Below are 19,462 nucleotides of genomic sequence, written 5' to 3'. Positions count from 1 at the left end.
TTTGCCAGATTTTTAGGCGGTTGGCCTAGATCAAAATCAAGAAATCACCAACAAAAAAAGATACACTCTTGTTAACATACAGTGAGCTTGTAGCCCGCGTTCAGACTTCGTATTCTGTGCAATGATCTGATGGGTTACCCCTCAGACAAAGATAGGACGTTGTTGCCGGGCAACACATGCAGAGGAAATAAGTTATATGGTTCCAGGAAAACCTCAAACAGACCCTACACTCGAGTGGTTCCTTTCACATTGTCATATTCATAAGTATCCGTCTAAAAGCACGCTTATCCATGCAGGTGAGAAGGCGGAGACCTTGTATTACATCGTGAAAGGGTCTGTGGCCGTACTGATCAAAGATGAAGAAGGCAAGGAAATGATCCTGTCTTACCTTAACCAAGGTGACTTCATTGGTGAGCTCGGACTTTTCGAAGAAGACCAAGAGCGCACTGCTTGGGTGCGCGCTAAATCACCGTGTGAAGTGGCAGAGATTTCATTTAAGAAGTTCCGCCAGCTCATTCAAGTGAATCCTGACATCTTAATGCGCCTGTCTTCACAAATGGCGCGTCGTTTGCAGGTAACGAGCCAAAAGGTCGGGGATCTCGCCTTCCTGGACGTCACAGGCCGCATCGCGCAAACCTTGTTGAACTTGGCTAAACAGCCGGATGCCATGACACACCCTGACGGTATGCAAATTAAGATCACTCGTCAGGAAATTGGCCAAATCGTCGGCTGTTCGCGTGAAACCGTGGGACGTATCCTCAAAATGCTGGAAGAGCAAAACCTCATTTCCGCACACGGTAAAACCATCGTGGTATACGGCACACGCTAATTGCGCCGCTCTCTGTATCACCAACCGACGCCCTAGCGTCGGTTTTTTTATCTCCGCTTTCTGGCAAGCGTCTGGATAACTTCTACACTCAAAACGATATGGTTAACATAAAACTAACAAGGTATCGTTTATGAAAAAACTCATGGTTTCTCTCACCGCCTTGGCGCTCTCTGTGTTTTCAGCCCATGCCGTGTCCAATACCACAATTGTGCACCCCGAGCCACGCGCTGGGTCGGCGCTTGATCTCTATGCCATTGAGCTGATTGAATTTCTTGCCGAAAAATCAGGAGAGCCTGTCACCTTGCAAGCTTTTGACGGCCAAATTGGCTCTCAGTCTCGTAAGGTGGAAATGCTCAAGCAAGGCAAGCTCACTATCGACTGGCTGGGTGCCGACCGCACGCTGGAATCTGAACTGATCCCCATTCGCTATCCCGTGTTTCGTGGTCTACTCGGCCATCGCCTGTTTATTACCAACCAAGCCACGGAGCCCCAACTCGCTCAGATAAGTAGCGCGGGTGATTTGCAGTCTCTTACTATGATTCAGGGACAGGGCTGGGCCGACGTCAAGGTGCTCAACTCAGCGGGATTTCGCGTACGCGAAATATCGAGCTTTGAAAATATTTTCAAAGTAGTTGATACAGGTCGTGCTGATCTCTTCCCGCGTGCCTTGATTGAGCCTTTTAGTGAATTAGCCGAGCGGCCACAATACGGTAATCTGTTAGTTGACCCGCACCTGATGCTGATCTATCGCTTCCCGATGTTCCTGTTTGTGTCTCCGCAACATGCTGACGTCGCCGACATGTTGAATGGTGCTTTTGAAGCGGCATACCAAGACGGATCATTTATTGAGTTTTTCAACAACGCTCCGCTGGTCAAAGAAACGTTTGAAAAAGCCAACATTGGTGAACGCACCGTGATCCGGGTCGATAACCCGCATTTAAGCAACGAAACACAAGCCATTCCAGACACGTATTGGCTCGATATCGAGGCTCAATAGACGATAAAAAAGGGAGCATAGCATACGCTCCCTTTTCCCTATGATGTCGATTAAGCGATGCGCGACGCACTAATGGGTGCTTTCAAAGATTTTGTCTGCCGAGGCAGCCACAAAACCTTGGTAAAGCTCACCATTGGGCAGAACATAACGCTTAGCAAACTCATAAAAACCACCCGGGATGGTTTGCGTGTCATCAGAAAAAGCAACTGGCACGCGATCTGCCATGGTGGAGGATTGCTCCAGATACACCGACGCGTCACCTTTGACTTCCCCGCCTGACTCGTTAATCGCAAAGCCATTGTCGCGCAATCGGTTATTCACCGAGAGGCAATCATCATGCGCATTCAGCTGATTCACACTCACGGTAAAATGGTTGGCACCATAACCGTGTGCCGCCACCCAAGACGCATATTCACTCTCTTCGGCAAGTGTTTGATAGGTTGCCCAGTCAAGATCCCACAAGCGACCCTGATGGAGAAAGTCACTGCCTGTGAGTGACGACGCATCAACTTGTGCCACCAGCTTCTCAACAATCGCCTGAAGCGCGGGCGAGCATTGCTCGACCATCAACTCACTGATAAAGACTTTTGGCATCAGAGGATCGGGGTGCTCAAAATGGCAGGCGTTGAGCTTTTTCGCTTCAAAGGTATAGTCCCCTTTTTGCTGATAGCCTAACGCCAGGAAGGGGCGCGCCAATACCTCAAGCCCAACCTTGGGTAATCCAAATGTCCGCAAGGCAATATGATCATTGATCAAAGGCTGCCCTTCTTCTAACAAGGCATGCACCTTGTGTGCTGATGGGCACAGGCGGTTGATGTAGTCCTGCCACAGTTTGTCGAATAACGCTTGGCCACTGTCCATGTTGCTCTCCTTAGTCCTGTTGTGTCGGTATACCGGGGGCGAACGTCTCGGGCAGCACTACCTGCTGGCCCTCCATGGAGGCCATGGGATAAGCACAATAGTCTGCGGCATAATACGCGCTAGGGCGTAAGTTCCCCGACGCGCCTGGCCCACCAAAGGGTGCATCGCCACTGGCTCCGGTCAATTGACGGTTGCGGTTAACAATCCCGGCACGAATATGGTCAAGGAAATATTGCCATTCCCCATCGTCTTCACTGATGAGCCCAGCAGACAACCCATAACGGGTGTCATTAGCTTTGGTCACCGCATCGGCCATATCCTGATAGCGCTGCACTTGCAGCAGCGGACCAAAATACTCTTCATCCGGCAAGTCTTGGATACCACTGACATCCAAGATCCCTGGCGAGATCACCGCATCATGCTGATGTTCACACTCAATCACCGGCTTCGCGCCGAGGTCGACCAGCTTTTGCTGTGTGGCCAAAATACCTTCCGCCGCTGCCACTGAGATCTGTGCGCCCATAAACGGGGCCGGATCATCAAACTGGCCGCCCACTCGCACGGTTTTTGTCCATTGTGCTAGGCGCGTCAAGATCTTGTCACCCACTTCTCCCTCAGGGAGCAGCAGGCGGCGTGCACAGGTGCAACGTTGCCCCGCACTGAGATACGCGGACTGAATGATGGTATAGACGGTGGCGTCTAAATCACCAAACTGATCACTGACCACTAAGGGATTATTTCCCCCCATTTCTAGCGCCAGCATCTTATCGGGCTGACCGGCGAACTGGCGATGGAGGATATGGCCGGTATTGGCGCTACCGGTAAACAACAAACCATCAATGCCTCGGGCTTGCGCCAGTGCCTCACCGGTATGACGGCCACCTTGCACCAAATTGATAAGGCCATGCGGCAGCCCCGCCTCTACCCAATATTCCAGCGTTTTCTCCGCCACTTTTGGCGTTAGCTCTGAGGGTTTAAACACCACACTATTACCGGCCAGTAATGCGGGAACAATGTGGCCATTGGGCAGATGACCCGGGAAGTTGTACGGACCAAAAACCGCCATCACACCTAACGGGCGGTGGCGCAACACGGCTTGCGTGCCGTTGACGTCCTTCTCGCGGGATCCTGTTCTCTCGTGGTAAGCGCGCAATGAAATCGCCACTTTGCCTACCATGGCACCGACTTCGGTTTTGGTTTCCCAGAACGGTTTGCCCGTCTCTTCAGCAATAGTGCGCGCTAAATCATCGGTATTCGCTTTTACTATCTCGGAAAAGCGTTCAACCAGCGCTTGGCGCTCGGCAAAGTCGGTATTTCGCCAACGGAGGAAGGCCTCACGAGCGGCACTCACCGCTTGTTCAACCTGAGGGCGCGTCGCTTCTTCACCTTGCCAAATACATTGACTATCAAAGGGATTTTGCGAGGTCATTACCTCACCCTCGCCTTTGACCCATTCACCGTTAATCAGATGGCCTGCTGATTGCGTTGTCATCTTATCCCTCCATGGCAATCAAACGCAGCTGATCGCCTTCTTTTACATTCAATGCGTCTGCTACCGCGGGGCTAATCACTACCTGATTGGTTTCATGATCGACCGCCGCTTTCGCCGCCGTGGCGCGGAAACCGGCAAACTCCGTGTTCGATATTAAATAGTCCTGCGCGCTGCTGTGCTCTCTGACGCTTGCCGAGGCGTTGAAAGAATGACGCACGGATTCGATATTGTGACGTAAGCATTCTACCGTGGGGCCGGCATCAAAAATGTCGACATAACCTCGGCACGAAAAGCCCTCTTTTTCCAACAAACGCAGTGCTGGACGGGTATTTGGATGCACTTGCCCAATGACAGCACGTGCTTCTTCACTGAGTAAGCTCACGTAAATCGGTAATTTTGGCATCAAGTCGGCAATAAAGCCCTTGGCCCCAATCCCGGTGAGGTAGTCGGCCAACGTGAAGTCAATGTTGAAGAAGTTATCCTTCAACCATTGCCAAAACGGCGAGTTGCCGTCGTCATCCGACACGCCACGCATTTCTGCAAACACCACGTCCGCGAAACGCTCGGGAAATTGTGCCAACATCAAAAACCGACACTTAGATAAAAGCTTGCCGTTTAGGCCGCCACGAAACTCAGGACGCATAAATAAGGTGCAGATCTCTGTGGTGCCGGTGTAGTTGTTGCCAAACGTCAGCACTTCCACAATGTTGTGCACATTCAATTTACGCGACGAGTGCACCACCTTAGTCAGGTGGTAACTGTAAAATGGATTGTCGAGACCAATCGCGGCTTCGATGCCTGTTGTTCCCGCAATTTCGCCGGTTTCTAAATCTTCAGCGACCATCAAATACCCTTCCGGGCCAGGTTCAGTCACCTTTTTGGCAAAACTTTCTAACGAATTATCAATTCGCCCTTGGAGCAAATCGGCATCTACCGGCAACGAGGTAAACCCGTGGCCGGACGCTTCCGCACACAACATCAGTGCATCAAAATCTGATGCACGGATAGGCCGAATAACTAACATCTCAAATCCCTCCGAGTGTATGAGGTCGCTTATCCTGCAACAACCTTCGCAATCGCGCGCTCCAGGCGTGCCATCCCTTCTTCAATATCGGCTTTGGTAATCACCAATGAGGGAGTAAACCGCACCACATTTGGGCCGGCGACTAATACCAACAGGCCTTCTTCACCCGCAGCAACCAGAATATCACGTGCACGGCCTTCCCAGTCTTGGTTCAGTGCCGCACCGAGTAGCAAGCCTTTGCCACGGACTTCACTGAAAATGCCGTACTTATCGTTAATCGCTTCTAAACCATCACGGAACCATTGCTCGCGCTCCATCACACCGTCTAAGACGTCAGGCTTGGTCACTTCATTGACCACCGCTTCTGCCACCGCACACGCCAATGGATTACCGCCATAGGTGGAGCCATGAACACCCGGCTTCATATGTGCCGCGAGACGTTCGGTGGTAAGCATGGCACCAATGGGGATACCGCCACCCAATGATTTAGCCGTCGCCAGAATGTCTGGCTCGACCCCTGATTCTTGATAGGCATAGAAGGTCCCAGTACGGCCATTGCCAGTTTGCACTTCGTCAAATATCAGCAATGCATTGTGCTTATCACACAGCTCGCGCACGGCCTGCAAAAAGCCTGGCTCTGGCGGCACGATCCCACCTTCACCTTGCAATGGCTCCATCATCACCGCACAGGTGCGCTCGGAAATATGGTCAGCCAATGCGGCGATATCGTTGTAAGGAAGGTGGGTAACATCGCCTGGCTTTGGGCCAAAACCGTCAGAGTAGGCAGGCTGACCGCCCACTGTCACGGTAAAGAAGGTGCGACCGTGGAAACCTTTGGTGAACGCGATAATTTCACTTTTGTGCTCGCCGTGCTCCTCTTTTGCCCAGCGGCGCGCCAGTTTAAGCGCTGCTTCGTTGGCTTCGGCGCCTGAGTTCGCGTAAAACACACGGTCGGCAAAGGAAAGCTCGGTGAGGCGTTTGGCGAGGCGCAACGCGGGCGCATTGGTCATCACATTGCTCAAGTGCCACAGCTTCTGCGCTTGCTCAGTCAGTGCATCCACCATGACCGGATGACAATGACCTAAACAGCTCACCGCAATACCACCGGCAAAATCGATATACTCTCGACCTTCCTGATCCCAGATACGCGATCCTTTACCATGATCCGGGATCATCGGCATTGGGTTGTAACATGGCACCATGACTTCGTCGAAGAGTTTACGTTCTACTTTGTGCTCCATTGTCATCACTCAATCCTTCTGTGTTTTATCTATGACGCATAGTATTTACATTATTTTAACTGCAGCAATAGCAGATTATGTTTTGTTTTCAGCAGGGTAACCGAACTCATGCAGTTTACAGAGATAGTTATGCATAAACTGTGAGCAGGGAGAAGCGCAGAGCAAGCAAGGCTATGATGCCAAATAGGCAAGACTGAGGGGAGAGACTACCCAGGCTGCATAAGGTTGCAGCCATTGATAAGGCAGTCAAAAAGCGCGAAATGTAAAATTAGTGATAAAGATCGCGATTTAGTGCAATACTGTGTAATAGCGCACGACTGAGATGGCCCCAAGTCATGGCGCTTAAAACGGTCGTGACCTTTAGTTGACGGGGTTATTGTTGGAGAAAGTTGGCCAGTAACGCATGCCCCTCTTGGGTGAGAATGCTTTCTGGATGAAATTGTACCCCTTCCACCGCCAGCTCTCGGTGTTTTAACCCCATGATGATTTCGCGCCCATCCGCCTCCGTGGTGGTCGCTGTCACCATCAAACAAGCAGGTAAGCTGTGTGGATCCACCACTAAGGAGTGATATCGCGTGACAGTAAGCGGGCTTGGCAAATGCGCAAAGATACCTTGTTCTTTGTGGTCGACGGGCGATGTTTTACCATGCATCACTGCCTTTGCGCGTATCACCTTAGCACCAAATACTTGCGCCAAGGCTTGGTAGCCTAGACAAACACCTAAAAGGGGAACCTTTCCCGCAAAGTGCTCAATCACCGCCAGCGAGATCCCCGCCTCATCGGGGGTACAAGGGCCTGGCGAGACCACGATATGCGTGGGCGCCATCGCATCTATCTCCGCCAAGCTAATCGCATCATTGCGTTTGACGCAAACAGACGCGCCCAATTCACAAAAGTATTGATACAAGTTATAGGTGAAAGAATCGTAGTTATCGATGATAAGAAGCACTGTGCTCGGCCATGCGATTGAAAACCGGCATGATGCTAACACAGTGCTTATAGAGCGTCATCCTAGCGTGAACCTGGGACGACGCTTATTGGTTAACGGTTTAACTGACAGCGAAAGCCAGTGTATGTCACTGTCATCGGCGTGTCGGCAGGCGCACGACCACAATAAACAGGGAACAGCCCCAAGGCTTTTACCGACACCGCGATACCATCATCTGCGGTTAACTCCAAGGATTGAACCAAAGGACTGGCTTGGTTGAACGTGCGCGTCGCGCGCCATTTCATCCACGCATGAGCCGGGCTTTTTTGCCCATTAAGCAGCGGCACAATGGGTAAAATGCTGCGATTGTTCACGGTCACAGAAACAGGCACCACAGGCTCTGGGTAGTCAAGCGAGATCAAGACAGGGTCGTGATCAGAGGATGAGAACACATTGTCCGATTTCACCAAATCGCCGGTATATTTGCGGCTATATTCAAACAGCGTGCTTTCTACCGAGTTAATGTGCCACTCTTCCACGCCAACCACTTTGCTCGCCAAGCTGGCATTGGCCAAAGCATGATCCAAGGCACCCAGCTCACCCGAGAACGAATATGAATAGGCTTTGTCCCCTAACCAGTCGGTGGCCAAATTGGTATACCCCAATCCCTCTTCCACGGGTTGGCCGGTTGCATGCATAGGCACACCACGAATTTCGGTGCCCGCAGCGGTGAGAATGTCGCGCTGCCCCTCGCGGCGCTGATAGTCCGTCAGCACACGAACAGGATCTTCTTTGGCGTACGCATTTAGGTCACCCAAGATCAGGACATCGCCATCCACGGTGTTTAATCGCTCACCTAATGCCACCGCCGCCGAGACGCGGAACTCATTGCAACGCCCCTGCAGATCAGCCGTTTCACTATCAAACTCGCCGGCAATCCAATCTTCATAACAGCCCGAGCCCTTTGATTTAAAATGATTCACCACCACACTCAAAGGTTGATCATTGATAATAAAGCGTTGGATCAAGCTATCACGCTGGTATTTGTCGAGTGTCTTGGTTTCTCCGTCTGGGCTTTCGCCACTGATATGCTGTTCCGGCATTGGGATAGCCTGGGCATCACCTGCTAATGCGACTGTCGCCGGACGATAAATCATGCCTACCATGATGGCATCAGAGCCAAAGTAAGCGCCTTGGGTTTTCTCCGCCTCACTCGGCTCAACAAATTGGTAGTGATCACGGGGATCTGCAAACTGGGCGTTAAGTTGAGTCACCAGATCATCGATGGCACTACCCGCTGCAAAGCCGTTGTTTTCAATCTCCATCAGCCCAACGATATCAGCATCCATTGCCGTCAACGCGTTAACGATTTTCGCGCGTTGCAGTTCAAACTCAGCCGCCGTTTTTGCCCCGCGATTACAGCCGCGGTTTGCATCGGCATCCGCCTGATCCTCGCAAGTGACATTGAGTGGGCCACCGACCGCACTGGCGCTAGTAAAGTAGTTAAGCACATTAAAGCTCGCGACCTTAATATCTGTGCCTGGTACCGTTTTAGGCGCCGCTTGACGGTCATTGCGATGCACAATATCCCCAGCGGTGATGGTGTTAGTCGCCACCAGACGATACTGGCTGTAGCTATAGCCCAGCACACCACTTAACCGTTCGATGCGATCGCCAATCCGCAAATAGCCTTGCTCGGCATCGAGGCCAGGGAAGTACGGGATCTCGCCATCTTTCGCTTTTTTATCGGTTTCAATATAAAGCTGGTTTTGGGCATTTTTCTCTGCCAGCGCCTCAGCACCTGGTGTTAACGCTGGATGCCATTGTGTCGGTTTATACAAAGGGGCCTGATGCGATAACACCATGTTGTTACGGAACGCATCGTAATCAAAACCGAAATTACGGGTGATCACTAATTCACTGTCAGCGTCCATGGTCACCTTCATGCCTTCATAGCGCTCCAGTGCCTGATCGAGGGTTTCCTCGGCCCCCACACGGATAGCAGTAGGTAGCACGTCACCTTGGTAAGCCCCCTTTGCTACCTGTCCGTCCGTGACACCTAGCTGGGTATGGCCGTAGTACTCTTTGATTTTCCCGCTGGCACAAAGCGTATCACCGGGCACCAAGTCTAAGTCTTGCGCGTCACGCAAATAGACAAACAATCCGTCGGACGTTGCCGGGTTACCATCGCCTTGCGGATCTTGAATCCAGACCCCTTTGTATAGGCCTTGGGTGATCGCCGTCACCACCCCTTGTACGGCATAGGTTTTGTCTGAGCTATATTGGCCATCTGGGACGAGCGGGCTCCGTGCACCATCACCTTGAATGGCATAAATGGGGGTCGGGGTGGTCACCCCACATTGGTAGTTCTCGGTAAGTGGCGCTTTTGCCGCCGCGGGCAGTGCAATCCCCGCCATTACCAGCGCAAGCGGTGACCACATCATTGGATTTTTCATACCTGTTCCTTCACGTAATTGAGTGTTTACTCGAAAATCGAGTGTATTATTCATGATAGGTACAGGATATGACGTGATATGAATCGCACCGGAATCAGCGATTATTGATGAAGTAATTAGAAGTGAGAAGTTGGTTCAGTTATGTTAAAAAAAAGCAGCGAGCTTTCACCCGCTGCTTTTTTGTACTATTGAATTCACGTGCTCACAAAAATTATCGACTAATTATATATTTTGTTCCATGAGACGACGACGGGATGGTACAAAGCCCACTGCGTCATAGACTTTGCGCAATGTCTCTTGCGCGCGCGCCGAGGCATGAGCAGCCCCTTTTTGCATCACACTATCAAGCAATGCGCGATCGGCACGGTACTCGTGATAACGCGCTTGCAACGGCTCAAGCATAGCGACCACCGCGTCTGCGGTATCCTTTTTCAAATGCCCGTACATCTTGCCCTCGTAGGCTTGCTCGAGCGCGTCAATCGACTCACCCGTGGCGCCCGACAATAATCCAAGCAGATTAGACACCCCTGGCTTTTGCGCAATATCGAAACGCACCCGTGGTGGCTCTTCGGAGTCAGTCACCGCACGTTTAATTTTTTTCGCGATCACTTTAGGGTCTTCCAGCAAACCAATCACATTGTTGCGATTATCGTCCGATTTAGACATTTTTTTGGTCGGATCTTGCAGGCTCATGACCCGGGCATTGACGTCGGGTGTATACGGCTCTGGGAGCACAAATACATCGCCATAACGATTGTTAAAGCGAGTCGCCACATCACGCGCCAACTCCAGGTGTTGCTTTTGGTCATGACCAACGGGCACCTGGTTGGTTTGATACAAAAGAATGTCTGCCGCCATCAATACCGGATAACTAAACAATCCCGCGTTAATGTTCTCAGCATGGCGCTGCGACTTATCTTTGAACTGGGTCATCCGGTTTAGCTCACCCATTTGGGTGTAACAGTTAAGGACCCAGCTCAGTTGCGCGTGCTCAGGCACGTGTGACTGCACAAACAGGTTACTTTTTTCTGGGCTCACCCCCACCGCCAAGCAAAGGGCTAAGGCATCAAGCGTGGCTTCGCGTAACGCGTCAGCATCCTGGTGGACGGTGATCGCATGTAAATCCACCACGCAATATTGGCAGTCATAATCATCTTGCATCTGTTCCCACTGACGCAACGCGCCCAGATAGTTACCAATACTTAGCTCGCCAGAGGGTTGCACACCACTCAATACAATGGGTTTTGAAGGTTGACTCATGATGATTTGATTCCTTTACATATTGCCCGTGGGGGCGGTCTTAATTTACTTATTAAACGCGTTATACGGAGTGGTTAGCAACCACAGAAACTAACTCACTAAACTGATCCAAGATATAGGTAGGTCGGCTGTCACTGATAGGCTCGCCATAGTTGTAGCCATAGGTCAGGCCAACGGAGGCGAATCCGGCATTCTGGGCCGCTAAAATATCATTTTTTGAATCACCGACCATCAACATCTGGGCATTGGTTAACCCGTGCTTATCGCGAAGCAGGTGTAGGCCTTCAGGATCAGGCTTGCTGGTCGATAAACTATCGCCGCCGATCACATCGGTAAATAATTCGGCCAGGCCTAAATCCGCTAAAATGGCCGGCACAAAGGCGTAGGGCTTATTGGTGACCACCCCCAGTTGATAACCTTGCTGGTGTAAGTGGTTCAAGGTGTCTTTCACCCCAGGGTACAACACCGTCTTTTCGTGCCCATTGTTTTCATAGTGGAAATTGAAGCGCTCTCTGGCTTGTGCCACCAAGGCTGGGTCTAAATCGGGGTCGTGCGCGTGGGCGCGCGACAAGGCGCGACGGATCATGATATCGGCACCGTTGCCAATCCAGCCGGTCACCTCGGCCACGCTCACTGTGGGTCGGTCCAAATCCGCCAGCATCATCTGTAGCGCTTGGGTCAAATCTGGCACGCTATCGACTAAGGTGCCATCTAAATCAAATGCAATATAACGCAGGCTCATACGACTTCATTACCTTTCTACTTTTGCCAGTTCGGCACGCATTTCATCAATGGCAGCCTTGTAATCCGGCTGACCAAAAATGGCGGAGCCCGCCACAAACATATCTGCACCGGCCTCAGCAACATCCGCGATATTGTTCGCTTTCACCCCACCATCGATCTCGAGACGGATGTCTCGACCGCTGGCATCAATACGCTCACGCACTGCCCGCAGTTTATCAAGCGTGGTAGGAATAAATGACTGACCGCCGAACCCCGGGTTGACCGACATCAGCAAGATCATATCCAACTTATCCATCACATAGTCAAGATGGTGCAAGGGGGTGGCCGGGTTAAAGACCAGACCCGCTTTCATGTCATGCTCTTTGATCAGTTGTAACGTGCGATCGATATGCTCGCTGGCCTCGGCATGAAACGTCACCATACTCGCGCCAGCTTTGGCAAAATCCGGAATAATCCGATCAACTGGCTTAACCATCAAGTGGACATCAATGGGGGCGGTAATGCCATAGTCACGTAACGCCTGACAAACCGGGGCACCAAAGGTGAGGTTGGGGACATAATGATTATCCATCACATCAAAATGGACCACGTCCGCCCCCGCGGCGAGCACCTTGTCCACTTCTTCACCCAGTCGCGCAAAATCAGCAGATAAAATCGATGGCGCGATCAAAAAATCCTTCATAGCACGGTCGCCTCAATTACCAAAAAGTTGCCGCAATTCTACCCGATATTGGCCGTGAAGTCTTACCCGTTCGCGGTTTTCTCATCGCTGACACTGACAAGTTATCGTCGCTTGACTAGAGTAAACAGAGGCGCCAAAAAAGGAGGCATCATGGATAAAAAACCTAGGCTCATTGACGTTATGAAAAGCGTCATCGCGGCATTATTTGGCGTCCAATCGCAACAAAATCGCGAGCGAGATTTTGGCCATGATTCGCCGGCGGCGTATATCATCACCGGTGTGGTGATGATTGGGATCTTTGTCGCCGCTTTGCTGGCGTTAGTCAGTGTGTTGGCCTAACGGTCGAGATGGAGGGAAACGTTACTGCTTAGAAGATGGCGGCGCGAACAGTGCCAGCAACTCATCCACTTTATTGCGACCTTGGCCATTACGGCTGATGGTGCGTTTCACTTTCACGACATTAAACGACGCGCCACGGTATAGGCGGCGGGTGTAAGGCGTATCATGATTAGAGATAAGAACCGGGACCCCTTGGCTGACAGAGGCCTGCTCAGCCTGTTCGGCCAGTAAGGCTTGATCGTCCAGCGTAAAGCCATTGGTGGCGTAGGTGGTAAAGTTTGCCGTGGCGGTGAGCGGCGCATACGGCGGATCACAGTAAATCACGTCGCCTTTGCTTGCTCGGGCAAAGCTTTCCGCGTACCCCTCACACACGAACTCTGCCCGTTGCGCTTTTTCAGCAAAAACCGCCAGTTCTTTTTCCGGAAAGTAAGGTTTTTTGTAGGAGCCAAAGGGGACATTAAAGCCACCCTTTTTATTGTAGCGACACAAGCCATTGAAGCCGTGACGATTCATATAAAGGAAAAACAGCGAACGTAAGTAGGGATCCGTGGTGAGATTAAACTCGCGGCGTACATCCAAATAACGCTCTTTTTGGTTGTACTCTTGGCAGAAAAACGCGCGCGCATCCGTCACAAACCGCGATGGCGTTTGTTTTATAATGTTGTATAAGTTGATCAGATCAGGATTGATGTCCGCCAAGATATAGTGGTCATAATCGGTATTGAGAAACACCGATCCGGCCCCAACAAAGGGCTCTATCAGCGTGTCACCCTCAGGAAGATGACGACGAATGTCATCAACCAGTGAGTACTTACCTCCCGCCCACTTTAGAAACGCGCGATGCTTTCTCATTGCCCCTAATCTATCTCTGCGGTCTGAAAAGGGGCGGATTGTACCCTATTTTGCGTCATCAATCAGCGGATTTTACTGGCCATTCGCTCGGTTAATTTCGCGATGAATCTGACTGAATGATTTCACAAAAGGCTGCAGTGCACGGACATTATCCGCTAAGTTTAATTCAGCACGACGCGCTTCCGTCACACTGGCATAGTCACCTAACAAGACCATATACCAGGTCGCGTTGTTTCGCGGTGTTTGGTACACCTGCACGCGGTCAGCCAATTGATAATCCTCAATCAAGGCAACGGCATCTTGCCGCGATTGCAGCGCGGCCAATTGCAAGGCATAACGCTGGGCTGGAACATTAAGCAAAGCTTGTGGCGCGAATGGCAGCCCATCCTCATTCTGGCTGAGATTGTTTTGGCTGCGATTGTCTGATTCAGAGTTGGTCGGCGACGCCGTTGCGCCCTCATCGGTCGCTTGATCTGAACTCGCGCTGTTATCAGCGGTGGTTTGCGGTGCCGCAGGTGAAGGCACTGCCTCACTGATTTCGCTGGCTAACGGCTCCTCAACGGCGTCGGTACCGTCTCCCCCGGCATCTTGTTCATCAATAATCGCATCAACCACGTCATCCGGTACCACGACTCGCTGGCCTTCATCACTGCGCCCGACAGTCAGCCCTTCCCCATTGATATCGTCTGGCAGGGCGGCCTGATCTTCCGTTACCGCACCATTATCGCTAGATGGCGAGGCAATCGTCCCACTCCCCGCGTCCGCGTTAGACGCACTAGGTTGTGCATCTGTTTGGGTCGTTGTTTGCGGGTCAGTGATCGTCTGCTCCTCTTGTTCACTGAGCAAATCGTCTAACTGCTTGAGCCCTTCAGGAAGCACCGCCTCTGACGCAGAGTCAGCTTGTTGGCTTGGAAATACCCACCAAATTGCACCGGCTCCAAGGATCATCAATACCACAGCTAGAATCAGCATTAAGAAGGGTTTGTTGTTTTTAGCGGGCTTTTTCTTATCTTTACTCACAGCGCCTGTCTCCTGATTGTCCTTTCCCATAATGGTGCCGGGGTAAACGGTTTGATTGGCAAGTTTGGCTAACCACTGTTTCTTTTTCTCGCCACCGATGCGCTGGGTAACCGCCAACACATCAATAAACATCTCGGCTTCTCCCTCATTGAGGGGAGAGATTTCGAGCTCCAGGGGTTTTTGCTCGTGCCCGTAAGACACCTGGCTTAGCCACTTGTTCAACTTTCCAGGGAGCGCGAAAAGCACCACATTGATACGCCAATCAGCCTGATGCTGTGCGTGTTGCACCAAGGCCCACAACTCTGACAACAAGCCCGGGGTCAAACGGTGCGCATCATCAATCACCAATAAGGCATCGCACCCTCCGCCATCGAGCATCATGGTGAGGCTATCGATAAGCGGGTCGGCTTCGTTAAACACGCCATCTTTAACAATTTGCCGCAACAAGATAGCGCGGCGCTGTGCATCGCTCTGGGCGGTATGGCACGCCAATAAGGCGTGAACATGCGCATCTGCCCACTGCTCCATATAGCGCTCACTGAGCCAGGTTTTACCTGCCCCCTCAGGCCCGGTCACTTGGAGTAAGTTGGCGCTAAAGCGGGTAATAAATTGCAGTCGAGAAAGGAGCTGGGTTTGGCTTTCCAGATCCAATGCTAGAGTATCAAAAGTGTCTGTCATGCATTCAATGGTTAACCGGCATCAATCACATCAGCAATACACTGATGGGGCACATCTGCAACCACTTGAGCCTGGCCTATCGCTGTCGGCAAAACCAGGCGCAACTGTCCTGAAAGCACTTTTTTATCACGCATCATGTGCTTAATAAAAGCATCGTAGTTCATCTCACTGGGTGCCTGTATGGGAAGATCCGCACTTTCCAGTAAGGCAGTGATGCGTGACACAGTTTTTGGCTCAATAAGACCGTGTCGCTGCGCCGTTTTAGCGGCCAACACCGTCCCTGCCGAGACCGCTTCACCGTGAAGCCAGTTGCCATATCCCATTTCTGCCTCTATCGCATGGCCAAAAGTATGACCCAAGTTTAAGAGTGCACGAATGCCCGCTTCGGTTTCATCTTGTGCGACCACATCGGCTTTTATCTGGCAACAGCGGCGAATGGCATAACTGAGCGCATCCGGCGAGAGCGCTGTCAGTGCCGTCATTTCGCTGTCTAGCCAATCAAAGAAAGACGCATCGGCGATAATGCCGTATTTGATCACTTCGGCCATGCCAGCGGCAAACTCACGACGCGGTAGAGAACTAAGCACTTGCGTATCAATCACCACCGCTTGGGGCTGATAAAAAGCCCCAATCATGTTTTTGCCCAGTGGATGATTAATGGCTGTTTTGCCACCAACCGATGAATCCACCTGCGCCAATAACGTGGTGGGCACTTGGATAAAGTCCACCCCGCGCTGATAGCAGGCGCTGGCAAAACCAACGATGTCACCAATCACGCCGCCGCCCAGCGCGACGAGTACCACATCACGGTTGTAATTGTTTTCTAATAGGAAGGTATTGATGGTATTAAACGTCTCTAAAGACTTGTAAGCCTCACCATCGGGGAGGCTCAAGCGAGCGACATCCGCCGCGCCTGCCTGTTTTAAGGTTGAGACCAGTGCGTCGCCGTATAGCGGCATCACTGTCTCATTACTGATGACAGCAACCCGACGCGAATGGACGCTCCCAAATAGGCTAGCATCAGCTAACAGCCCTTCACCGATCGAGATAGGGTAGCTACGTGCCCCTAGGTTAACGTCTATCCGTTCCATGGTCGGGTCCTGTGTTTGGTTATTGCTGCTCTAACAGCGCCATGATTTGATTCGCCACCACTTTGGCACTTTGATCGTCAGTACGGACAACATAATCAGCAATTTCTTGATAAAGAGGATTACGCTCTTCCGCTAACGACTCAAGCACTTCACGTGGTTGGTCAGTTTGTAATAGTGGTCGTTTCTTATCGCGTTGGGTGCGTGCCAGCTGCTTCTCGATGGTGGTTTCTAAATACACCACCACACCACGAGCAGAGAGACGGTTGCGGCTTTCTTTGCTCATGATCGAGCCACCGCCAGTCGCGAGAACGATACCTTGCTCTTCAGTGAGGTCGTTTATCACGTTTTCTTCGCGTTTACGGAAACCTTCTTCACCCTCAACGTCAAATACCCATGCAATGTCTGCTCCAGTACGATCTTCAATCACTGAATCAGAATCATAGAATTCCATATGAAGTTGCTGAGCGAGATGACGACCAATTGTGCTTTTACCAGCCCCCATAGGGCCTACCAAAAAGATGTTTCGTTTTTCAGCCATTTTAAGCAATTTTACGCGCGGTTAAATAAGACAACACCGCCCGCAGGCTTAATGAAAAAAGCCCGAGGCGCCAATTCCTCACAGATATTTCGTGATCAGATTAAAAATTATCTCAGGACAGTGGCCCCTTTGGCAACACCTAACCTAGTCTGTGACGATTTTAGGGGTCACAAAGATCAGAAGTTCACGTTTTGCATGGTCTTTTAACTGGTGCTTAAACAGGTTACCAACCAACGGAATATCCCCCAACAGCGGCACTTGGGTCTCTTTGTTGATCATGGTTTGCTGAAAGATCCCCCCTAAGACCACGGTTTCACCATTTTCCGCCAACACTTGGGTATTAATGCGCTTGGTACTGATCGACATCGCTTCGCCTTTTCCGGCCACCACCGCTTTTTCGGGCATATCTTGGGTTAACTTTAAATCCAAGACCAGCGTATTGTTGGGCGTAATTTGTGGGGTCACCGATAAGCTCAACACCGCTTTTTTAAACGACACCGCTACCGCACCGCTTGAAGACGCCTCGAGGTAAGGCAGCTCTGTCCCTTGTTCAATGTAGGCCGCTTTTTTATTGGTGGTGATCAGACGAGGGCTAGATACCACTTCTGCTTTCCTTTCACTTTCAAGTGCCGACAGCTCCAAATCGAGTAGAAGGTCATTGCCGAGCTTCGCCACTTGCATCGCCATGCTTGAGGCGGAAGGGCTCGCAGCCGCGAGGTTCACATTGAGAAAGTCCCCCATATTTACGCCGTCTGTCGCCGCGTCGTTTAAGCTTTCAGGCCCTTGCCCCGTCACATTGCTATCCCACATCAAGTTACCTTCCACAGACGGACCAACCGTGGTTGAGCCATTTCGGTTCAATAGCCCCCAGCGCACACCGAGTTCATCCACTGAGCCTTGCTCAACAGTCACAATACGTGCCTCTATCTCGACTTGCTTGACCGGCACATCTAAATGACTCACTAACGTGCGAATACGATCGATGTTCTTCTCGATATCACGAATGATGATCGCATTGGTGCGCGAATCGAGTGAGACGGCACCACGAGGAGACAGCAAGCTGACTCCCTGCCCCTGGCCTCGGATTAATGCCGCAACGTCAGCGGCTTTGGCGTAGTTAACGGTGATCACGGCAGAAGACAAAGGCAACAGCGCGTCTGCTTGTTGCGCCATCTCGAGATCTTGTTTTTCTTGCGCCATCAGTTCTTTACGAGGGGCCACTAACATCACATCCCCTCGTTGGCGCTTGTCTAACCCCTTGACCCTGAGAATCACATCCAGCACATCTTGCCAGGGTACTCCGTCGATACGCATGGTGATATTGCCCTGCACACTGTCAGTGGTCACCAAATTAAATTGATTTTGCTCGGCAATCAGTTGTAACACCGCCCGCACAGGAATATCTTGGAAATTGATGGAAATCGGTGCATCGGGATCAGGGGCTTGGGCGGTCGCCGGATCAGCGTCGCGCAAGGTGATAATTAATTGCTGATGCTGTTGTTGGTAATCAAACGTCATCGCTTGCTGGGCATCAATTTCTATCTTGGTGTAGCCTGCGACCTGGGTGATGTGAACGGCGTTCACAGGCAACCCCGTCTCTTGCCCTTTCATCCGCCCAAGTAAGTCTGGCTTGACGACCACCTGAGGTAATCGAATCATAAGCTGCTTAGGGCTCAACTGGCGAAAGTCCGCCATCACCGAGGCACTGTCAAAACGCAAGCTGATCTGCGTCTCTTTCGGCGTGGGAGACGTAAGTTGCGCCTGCACTAAAGTCACTGCCTCAGCGGCCCCCACAACGGTACTCCATACCATCCCACAAACGAAAATAGTCACAATGACAGCTTGCGCTAGTCCTGATCCGAGTGTGCGTTTTACCCTGCTTGCTTTCATTCACGCCATCCTTTTTCCGACACGCCGGGGTGGGTTGACAAAGTCACAAAACGCGGCTGCCAGCAACCCAACCCATCTGGCAACAGCTGTTTAATTCTCACCTGGTTAGGTGCTACCTGAATCACACGACCATGATGCGGTCCTAATCGGTCTCCCCGCTTCACTTTGCGCACCAAACCGCTAGGTAACGCCATGAGTGCTTGCCTCTGCTCACCTTTGGTTAAACTGCCTGTCATCTGAAGCTGATCGAGTGGCACCGCCGTCAATGGAGACGTCAGCTCTCCCGAAGTGGGCTGCCAACAATCCCCCATTGCTGCGAGATCATGTCGACTATCAGGCGCAAGAAAAAAGGGGTCGCGACCGCTCGCGGAAAAAGCAAGCGGCTGGTAGGTTGGCGCGGGAGGGATCCGGGTGGCGCTCACCTCGGCGTGCGATTTTGCCTGTCTCATAAACTGATCAATGTCGGTATGATCATGATGACAGCCACTGAGAAGTGCTAGTAAGATGTACCCGTAGCGTCTCATACTGCTCCTTACTACC

General features: G+C 51.5%; 18 protein-coding genes. 3 read left to right on the top strand and 15 right to left on the bottom strand.

What is annotated here, in order from left to right:
- The first annotated feature begins 196 nt into the window (after nt 1-196).
- Nucleotides 197-829, top strand: coding sequence for a cAMP-activated global transcriptional regulator CRP (gene crp, locus FCN78_RS01325; RefSeq protein ID WP_002535199.1), 633 nt, complete (start codon nt 197-199; stop codon nt 827-829).
- 130 nt (nt 830-959) lie between these two features.
- On the top strand, nt 960-1,826 hold the full coding sequence (locus FCN78_RS01320; RefSeq protein ID WP_069361844.1) for a type 2 periplasmic-binding domain-containing protein: 867 nt from the start codon (nt 960-962) through the stop codon (nt 1,824-1,826).
- A gap of 69 nt (nt 1,827-1,895) precedes the next feature.
- Here the strand turns inward: FCN78_RS01320 and FCN78_RS01315 are convergent, their stop codons facing one another.
- The 9 genes from FCN78_RS01315 to rpe form a co-directional block, all read right to left on the bottom strand.
- Nucleotides 1,896-2,687: a DUF1338 domain-containing protein gene (locus FCN78_RS01315; RefSeq protein ID WP_069361845.1), complete on the bottom strand. Its 792-nt coding sequence runs from the start codon at nt 2,685-2,687 to the stop codon at nt 1,896-1,898.
- Nucleotides 2,688-2,697: 10 nt separating this feature from the next.
- Entirely contained in the window at nt 2,698-4,179 is a 1,482-nt protein-coding gene (astD, locus tag FCN78_RS01310; protein WP_077659178.1) for a succinylglutamate-semialdehyde dehydrogenase, read from the bottom strand.
- A 1-nt stretch (nt 4,180) separates the two neighbouring features.
- Nucleotides 4,181-5,203, bottom strand: a complete 1,023-nt coding sequence (astA, locus tag FCN78_RS01305; RefSeq protein WP_069361847.1) for an arginine N-succinyltransferase — start codon at nt 5,201-5,203, stop codon at nt 4,181-4,183.
- Nucleotides 5,204-5,232: 29 nt separating this feature from the next.
- Nucleotides 5,233-6,450 (bottom strand): aspartate aminotransferase family protein, encoded by a 1,218-nt coding sequence (locus FCN78_RS01300; protein WP_077522045.1) that lies wholly within the window; start codon nt 6,448-6,450, stop codon nt 5,233-5,235.
- Nucleotides 6,451-6,817: 367 nt separating this feature from the next.
- Complete coding sequence (locus tag FCN78_RS01295) at nt 6,818-7,393, bottom strand: anthranilate synthase component II (protein WP_077659177.1); 576 nt, start codon at nt 7,391-7,393, stop codon at nt 6,818-6,820.
- A gap of 92 nt (nt 7,394-7,485) precedes the next feature.
- The gene (locus tag FCN78_RS01290; protein WP_077659176.1) at nt 7,486-9,828 is read right to left on the bottom strand and encodes an ExeM/NucH family extracellular endonuclease; all 2,343 of its coding nucleotides are present in this window, start codon (nt 9,826-9,828) and stop codon (nt 7,486-7,488) included.
- Nucleotides 9,829-10,050: 222 nt separating this feature from the next.
- The gene (gene trpS, locus FCN78_RS01285) at nt 10,051-11,088 is read right to left on the bottom strand and encodes a tryptophan--tRNA ligase (RefSeq protein ID WP_077599496.1); all 1,038 of its coding nucleotides are present in this window, start codon (nt 11,086-11,088) and stop codon (nt 10,051-10,053) included.
- 61 nt (nt 11,089-11,149) lie between these two features.
- Nucleotides 11,150-11,830, bottom strand: coding sequence for a phosphoglycolate phosphatase (locus tag FCN78_RS01280; protein WP_069361852.1), 681 nt, complete (start codon nt 11,828-11,830; stop codon nt 11,150-11,152).
- Nucleotides 11,831-11,839: 9 nt separating this feature from the next.
- Nucleotides 11,840-12,514 (bottom strand): ribulose-phosphate 3-epimerase, encoded by a 675-nt coding sequence (rpe, locus tag FCN78_RS01275; protein WP_077458663.1) that lies wholly within the window; start codon nt 12,512-12,514, stop codon nt 11,840-11,842.
- 150 nt (nt 12,515-12,664) lie between these two features.
- Here rpe and FCN78_RS01270 point away from each other — a divergent pair, with 150 nt between their 5' ends.
- Nucleotides 12,665-12,853, top strand: a complete 189-nt coding sequence (locus FCN78_RS01270) for a DUF2970 domain-containing protein (protein WP_069361854.1) — start codon at nt 12,665-12,667, stop codon at nt 12,851-12,853.
- Between the two features lie 21 nt (nt 12,854-12,874).
- On the opposite strand, the gene dam is transcribed toward FCN78_RS01270, so the two are convergent.
- The 6 genes from dam to FCN78_RS01240 form a co-directional block, all read right to left on the bottom strand.
- Entirely contained in the window at nt 12,875-13,705 is an 831-nt protein-coding gene (gene dam / locus FCN78_RS01265; protein ID WP_077485800.1) for an adenine-specific DNA-methyltransferase, read from the bottom strand.
- A gap of 72 nt (nt 13,706-13,777) precedes the next feature.
- Complete coding sequence (locus FCN78_RS01260; protein ID WP_077599497.1) at nt 13,778-15,403, bottom strand: AAA family ATPase; 1,626 nt, start codon at nt 15,401-15,403, stop codon at nt 13,778-13,780.
- 11 nt (nt 15,404-15,414) lie between these two features.
- A complete protein-coding gene (aroB, locus tag FCN78_RS01255; RefSeq protein ID WP_069361857.1) occupies nt 15,415-16,494 on the bottom strand; it encodes a 3-dehydroquinate synthase in 1,080 nt (359 codons plus the stop codon).
- A gap of 19 nt (nt 16,495-16,513) precedes the next feature.
- Entirely contained in the window at nt 16,514-17,032 is a 519-nt protein-coding gene (aroK, locus tag FCN78_RS01250) for a shikimate kinase AroK (RefSeq protein WP_025739049.1), read from the bottom strand.
- Nucleotides 17,033-17,176: 144 nt separating this feature from the next.
- Nucleotides 17,177-18,922 (bottom strand): type IV pilus secretin PilQ, encoded by a 1,746-nt coding sequence (locus FCN78_RS01245; RefSeq protein WP_201258655.1) that lies wholly within the window; start codon nt 18,920-18,922, stop codon nt 17,177-17,179.
- Nucleotides 18,919-19,446, bottom strand: coding sequence for a pilus assembly protein PilP (locus FCN78_RS01240; RefSeq protein ID WP_158014695.1), 528 nt, complete (start codon nt 19,444-19,446; stop codon nt 18,919-18,921). The genes FCN78_RS01245 and FCN78_RS01240 overlap by 4 nt, the downstream gene beginning before the upstream one ends.
- Nucleotides 19,447-19,462 lie beyond the last annotated feature (16 nt).

It is taken from the genome of Salinivibrio kushneri, from assembly GCF_005280275.1.
Classification (GTDB): Bacteria; Pseudomonadota; Gammaproteobacteria; order Enterobacterales; family Vibrionaceae; genus Salinivibrio; species Salinivibrio kushneri.
Note: the sequence above shows the minus strand (reverse complement) of the source record. Positions and strands in the feature narration are given on the sequence as shown.

Bases quoted from the DNA above. Each gene is read 5' to 3' on its own strand.
- crp (WP_002535199.1), top strand. From the start codon at position 197: ATGGTTCCAGGAAAACCTCAAACAGACCCTACACTCGAGTGGTTCCTT.
- FCN78_RS01320 (WP_069361844.1), top strand. From the start codon at position 960: ATGAAAAAACTCATGGTTTCTCTCACCGCCTTGGCGCTCTCTGTGTTT.
- FCN78_RS01315 (WP_069361845.1), bottom strand. From the start codon at position 2,687: ATGGACAGTGGCCAAGCGTTATTCGACAAACTGTGGCAGGACTACATC.
- astD (WP_077659178.1), bottom strand. From the start codon at position 4,179: ATGACAACGCAATCAGCAGGCCATCTGATTAACGGTGAATGGGTCAAA.
- astA (WP_069361847.1), bottom strand. From the start codon at position 5,203: ATGTTAGTTATTCGGCCTATCCGTGCATCAGATTTTGATGCACTGATG.
- FCN78_RS01300 (WP_077522045.1), bottom strand. From the start codon at position 6,450: ATGACAATGGAGCACAAAGTAGAACGTAAACTCTTCGACGAAGTCATG.
- FCN78_RS01290 (WP_077659176.1), bottom strand. From the start codon at position 9,828: ATGAAAAATCCAATGATGTGGTCACCGCTTGCGCTGGTAATGGCGGGG.
- trpS (WP_077599496.1), bottom strand. From the start codon at position 11,088: ATGAGTCAACCTTCAAAACCCATTGTATTGAGTGGTGTGCAACCCTCT.
- FCN78_RS01280 (WP_069361852.1), bottom strand. From the start codon at position 11,830: ATGAGCCTGCGTTATATTGCATTTGATTTAGATGGCACCTTAGTCGAT.
- rpe (WP_077458663.1), bottom strand. From the start codon at position 12,514: ATGAAGGATTTTTTGATCGCGCCATCGATTTTATCTGCTGATTTTGCG.
- FCN78_RS01270 (WP_069361854.1), top strand. From the start codon at position 12,665: ATGGATAAAAAACCTAGGCTCATTGACGTTATGAAAAGCGTCATCGCG.
- dam (WP_077485800.1), bottom strand. From the start codon at position 13,705: ATGAGAAAGCATCGCGCGTTTCTAAAGTGGGCGGGAGGTAAGTACTCA.
- FCN78_RS01260 (WP_077599497.1), bottom strand. From the start codon at position 15,403: ATGACAGACACTTTTGATACTCTAGCATTGGATCTGGAAAGCCAAACC.
- aroB (WP_069361857.1), bottom strand. From the start codon at position 16,494: ATGGAACGGATAGACGTTAACCTAGGGGCACGTAGCTACCCTATCTCG.
- aroK (WP_025739049.1), bottom strand. From the start codon at position 17,032: ATGGCTGAAAAACGAAACATCTTTTTGGTAGGCCCTATGGGGGCTGGT.
- FCN78_RS01245 (WP_201258655.1), bottom strand. From the start codon at position 18,922: ATGAAAGCAAGCAGGGTAAAACGCACACTCGGATCAGGACTAGCGCAA.
- FCN78_RS01240 (WP_158014695.1), bottom strand. From the start codon at position 19,446: ATGAGACGCTACGGGTACATCTTACTAGCACTTCTCAGTGGCTGTCAT.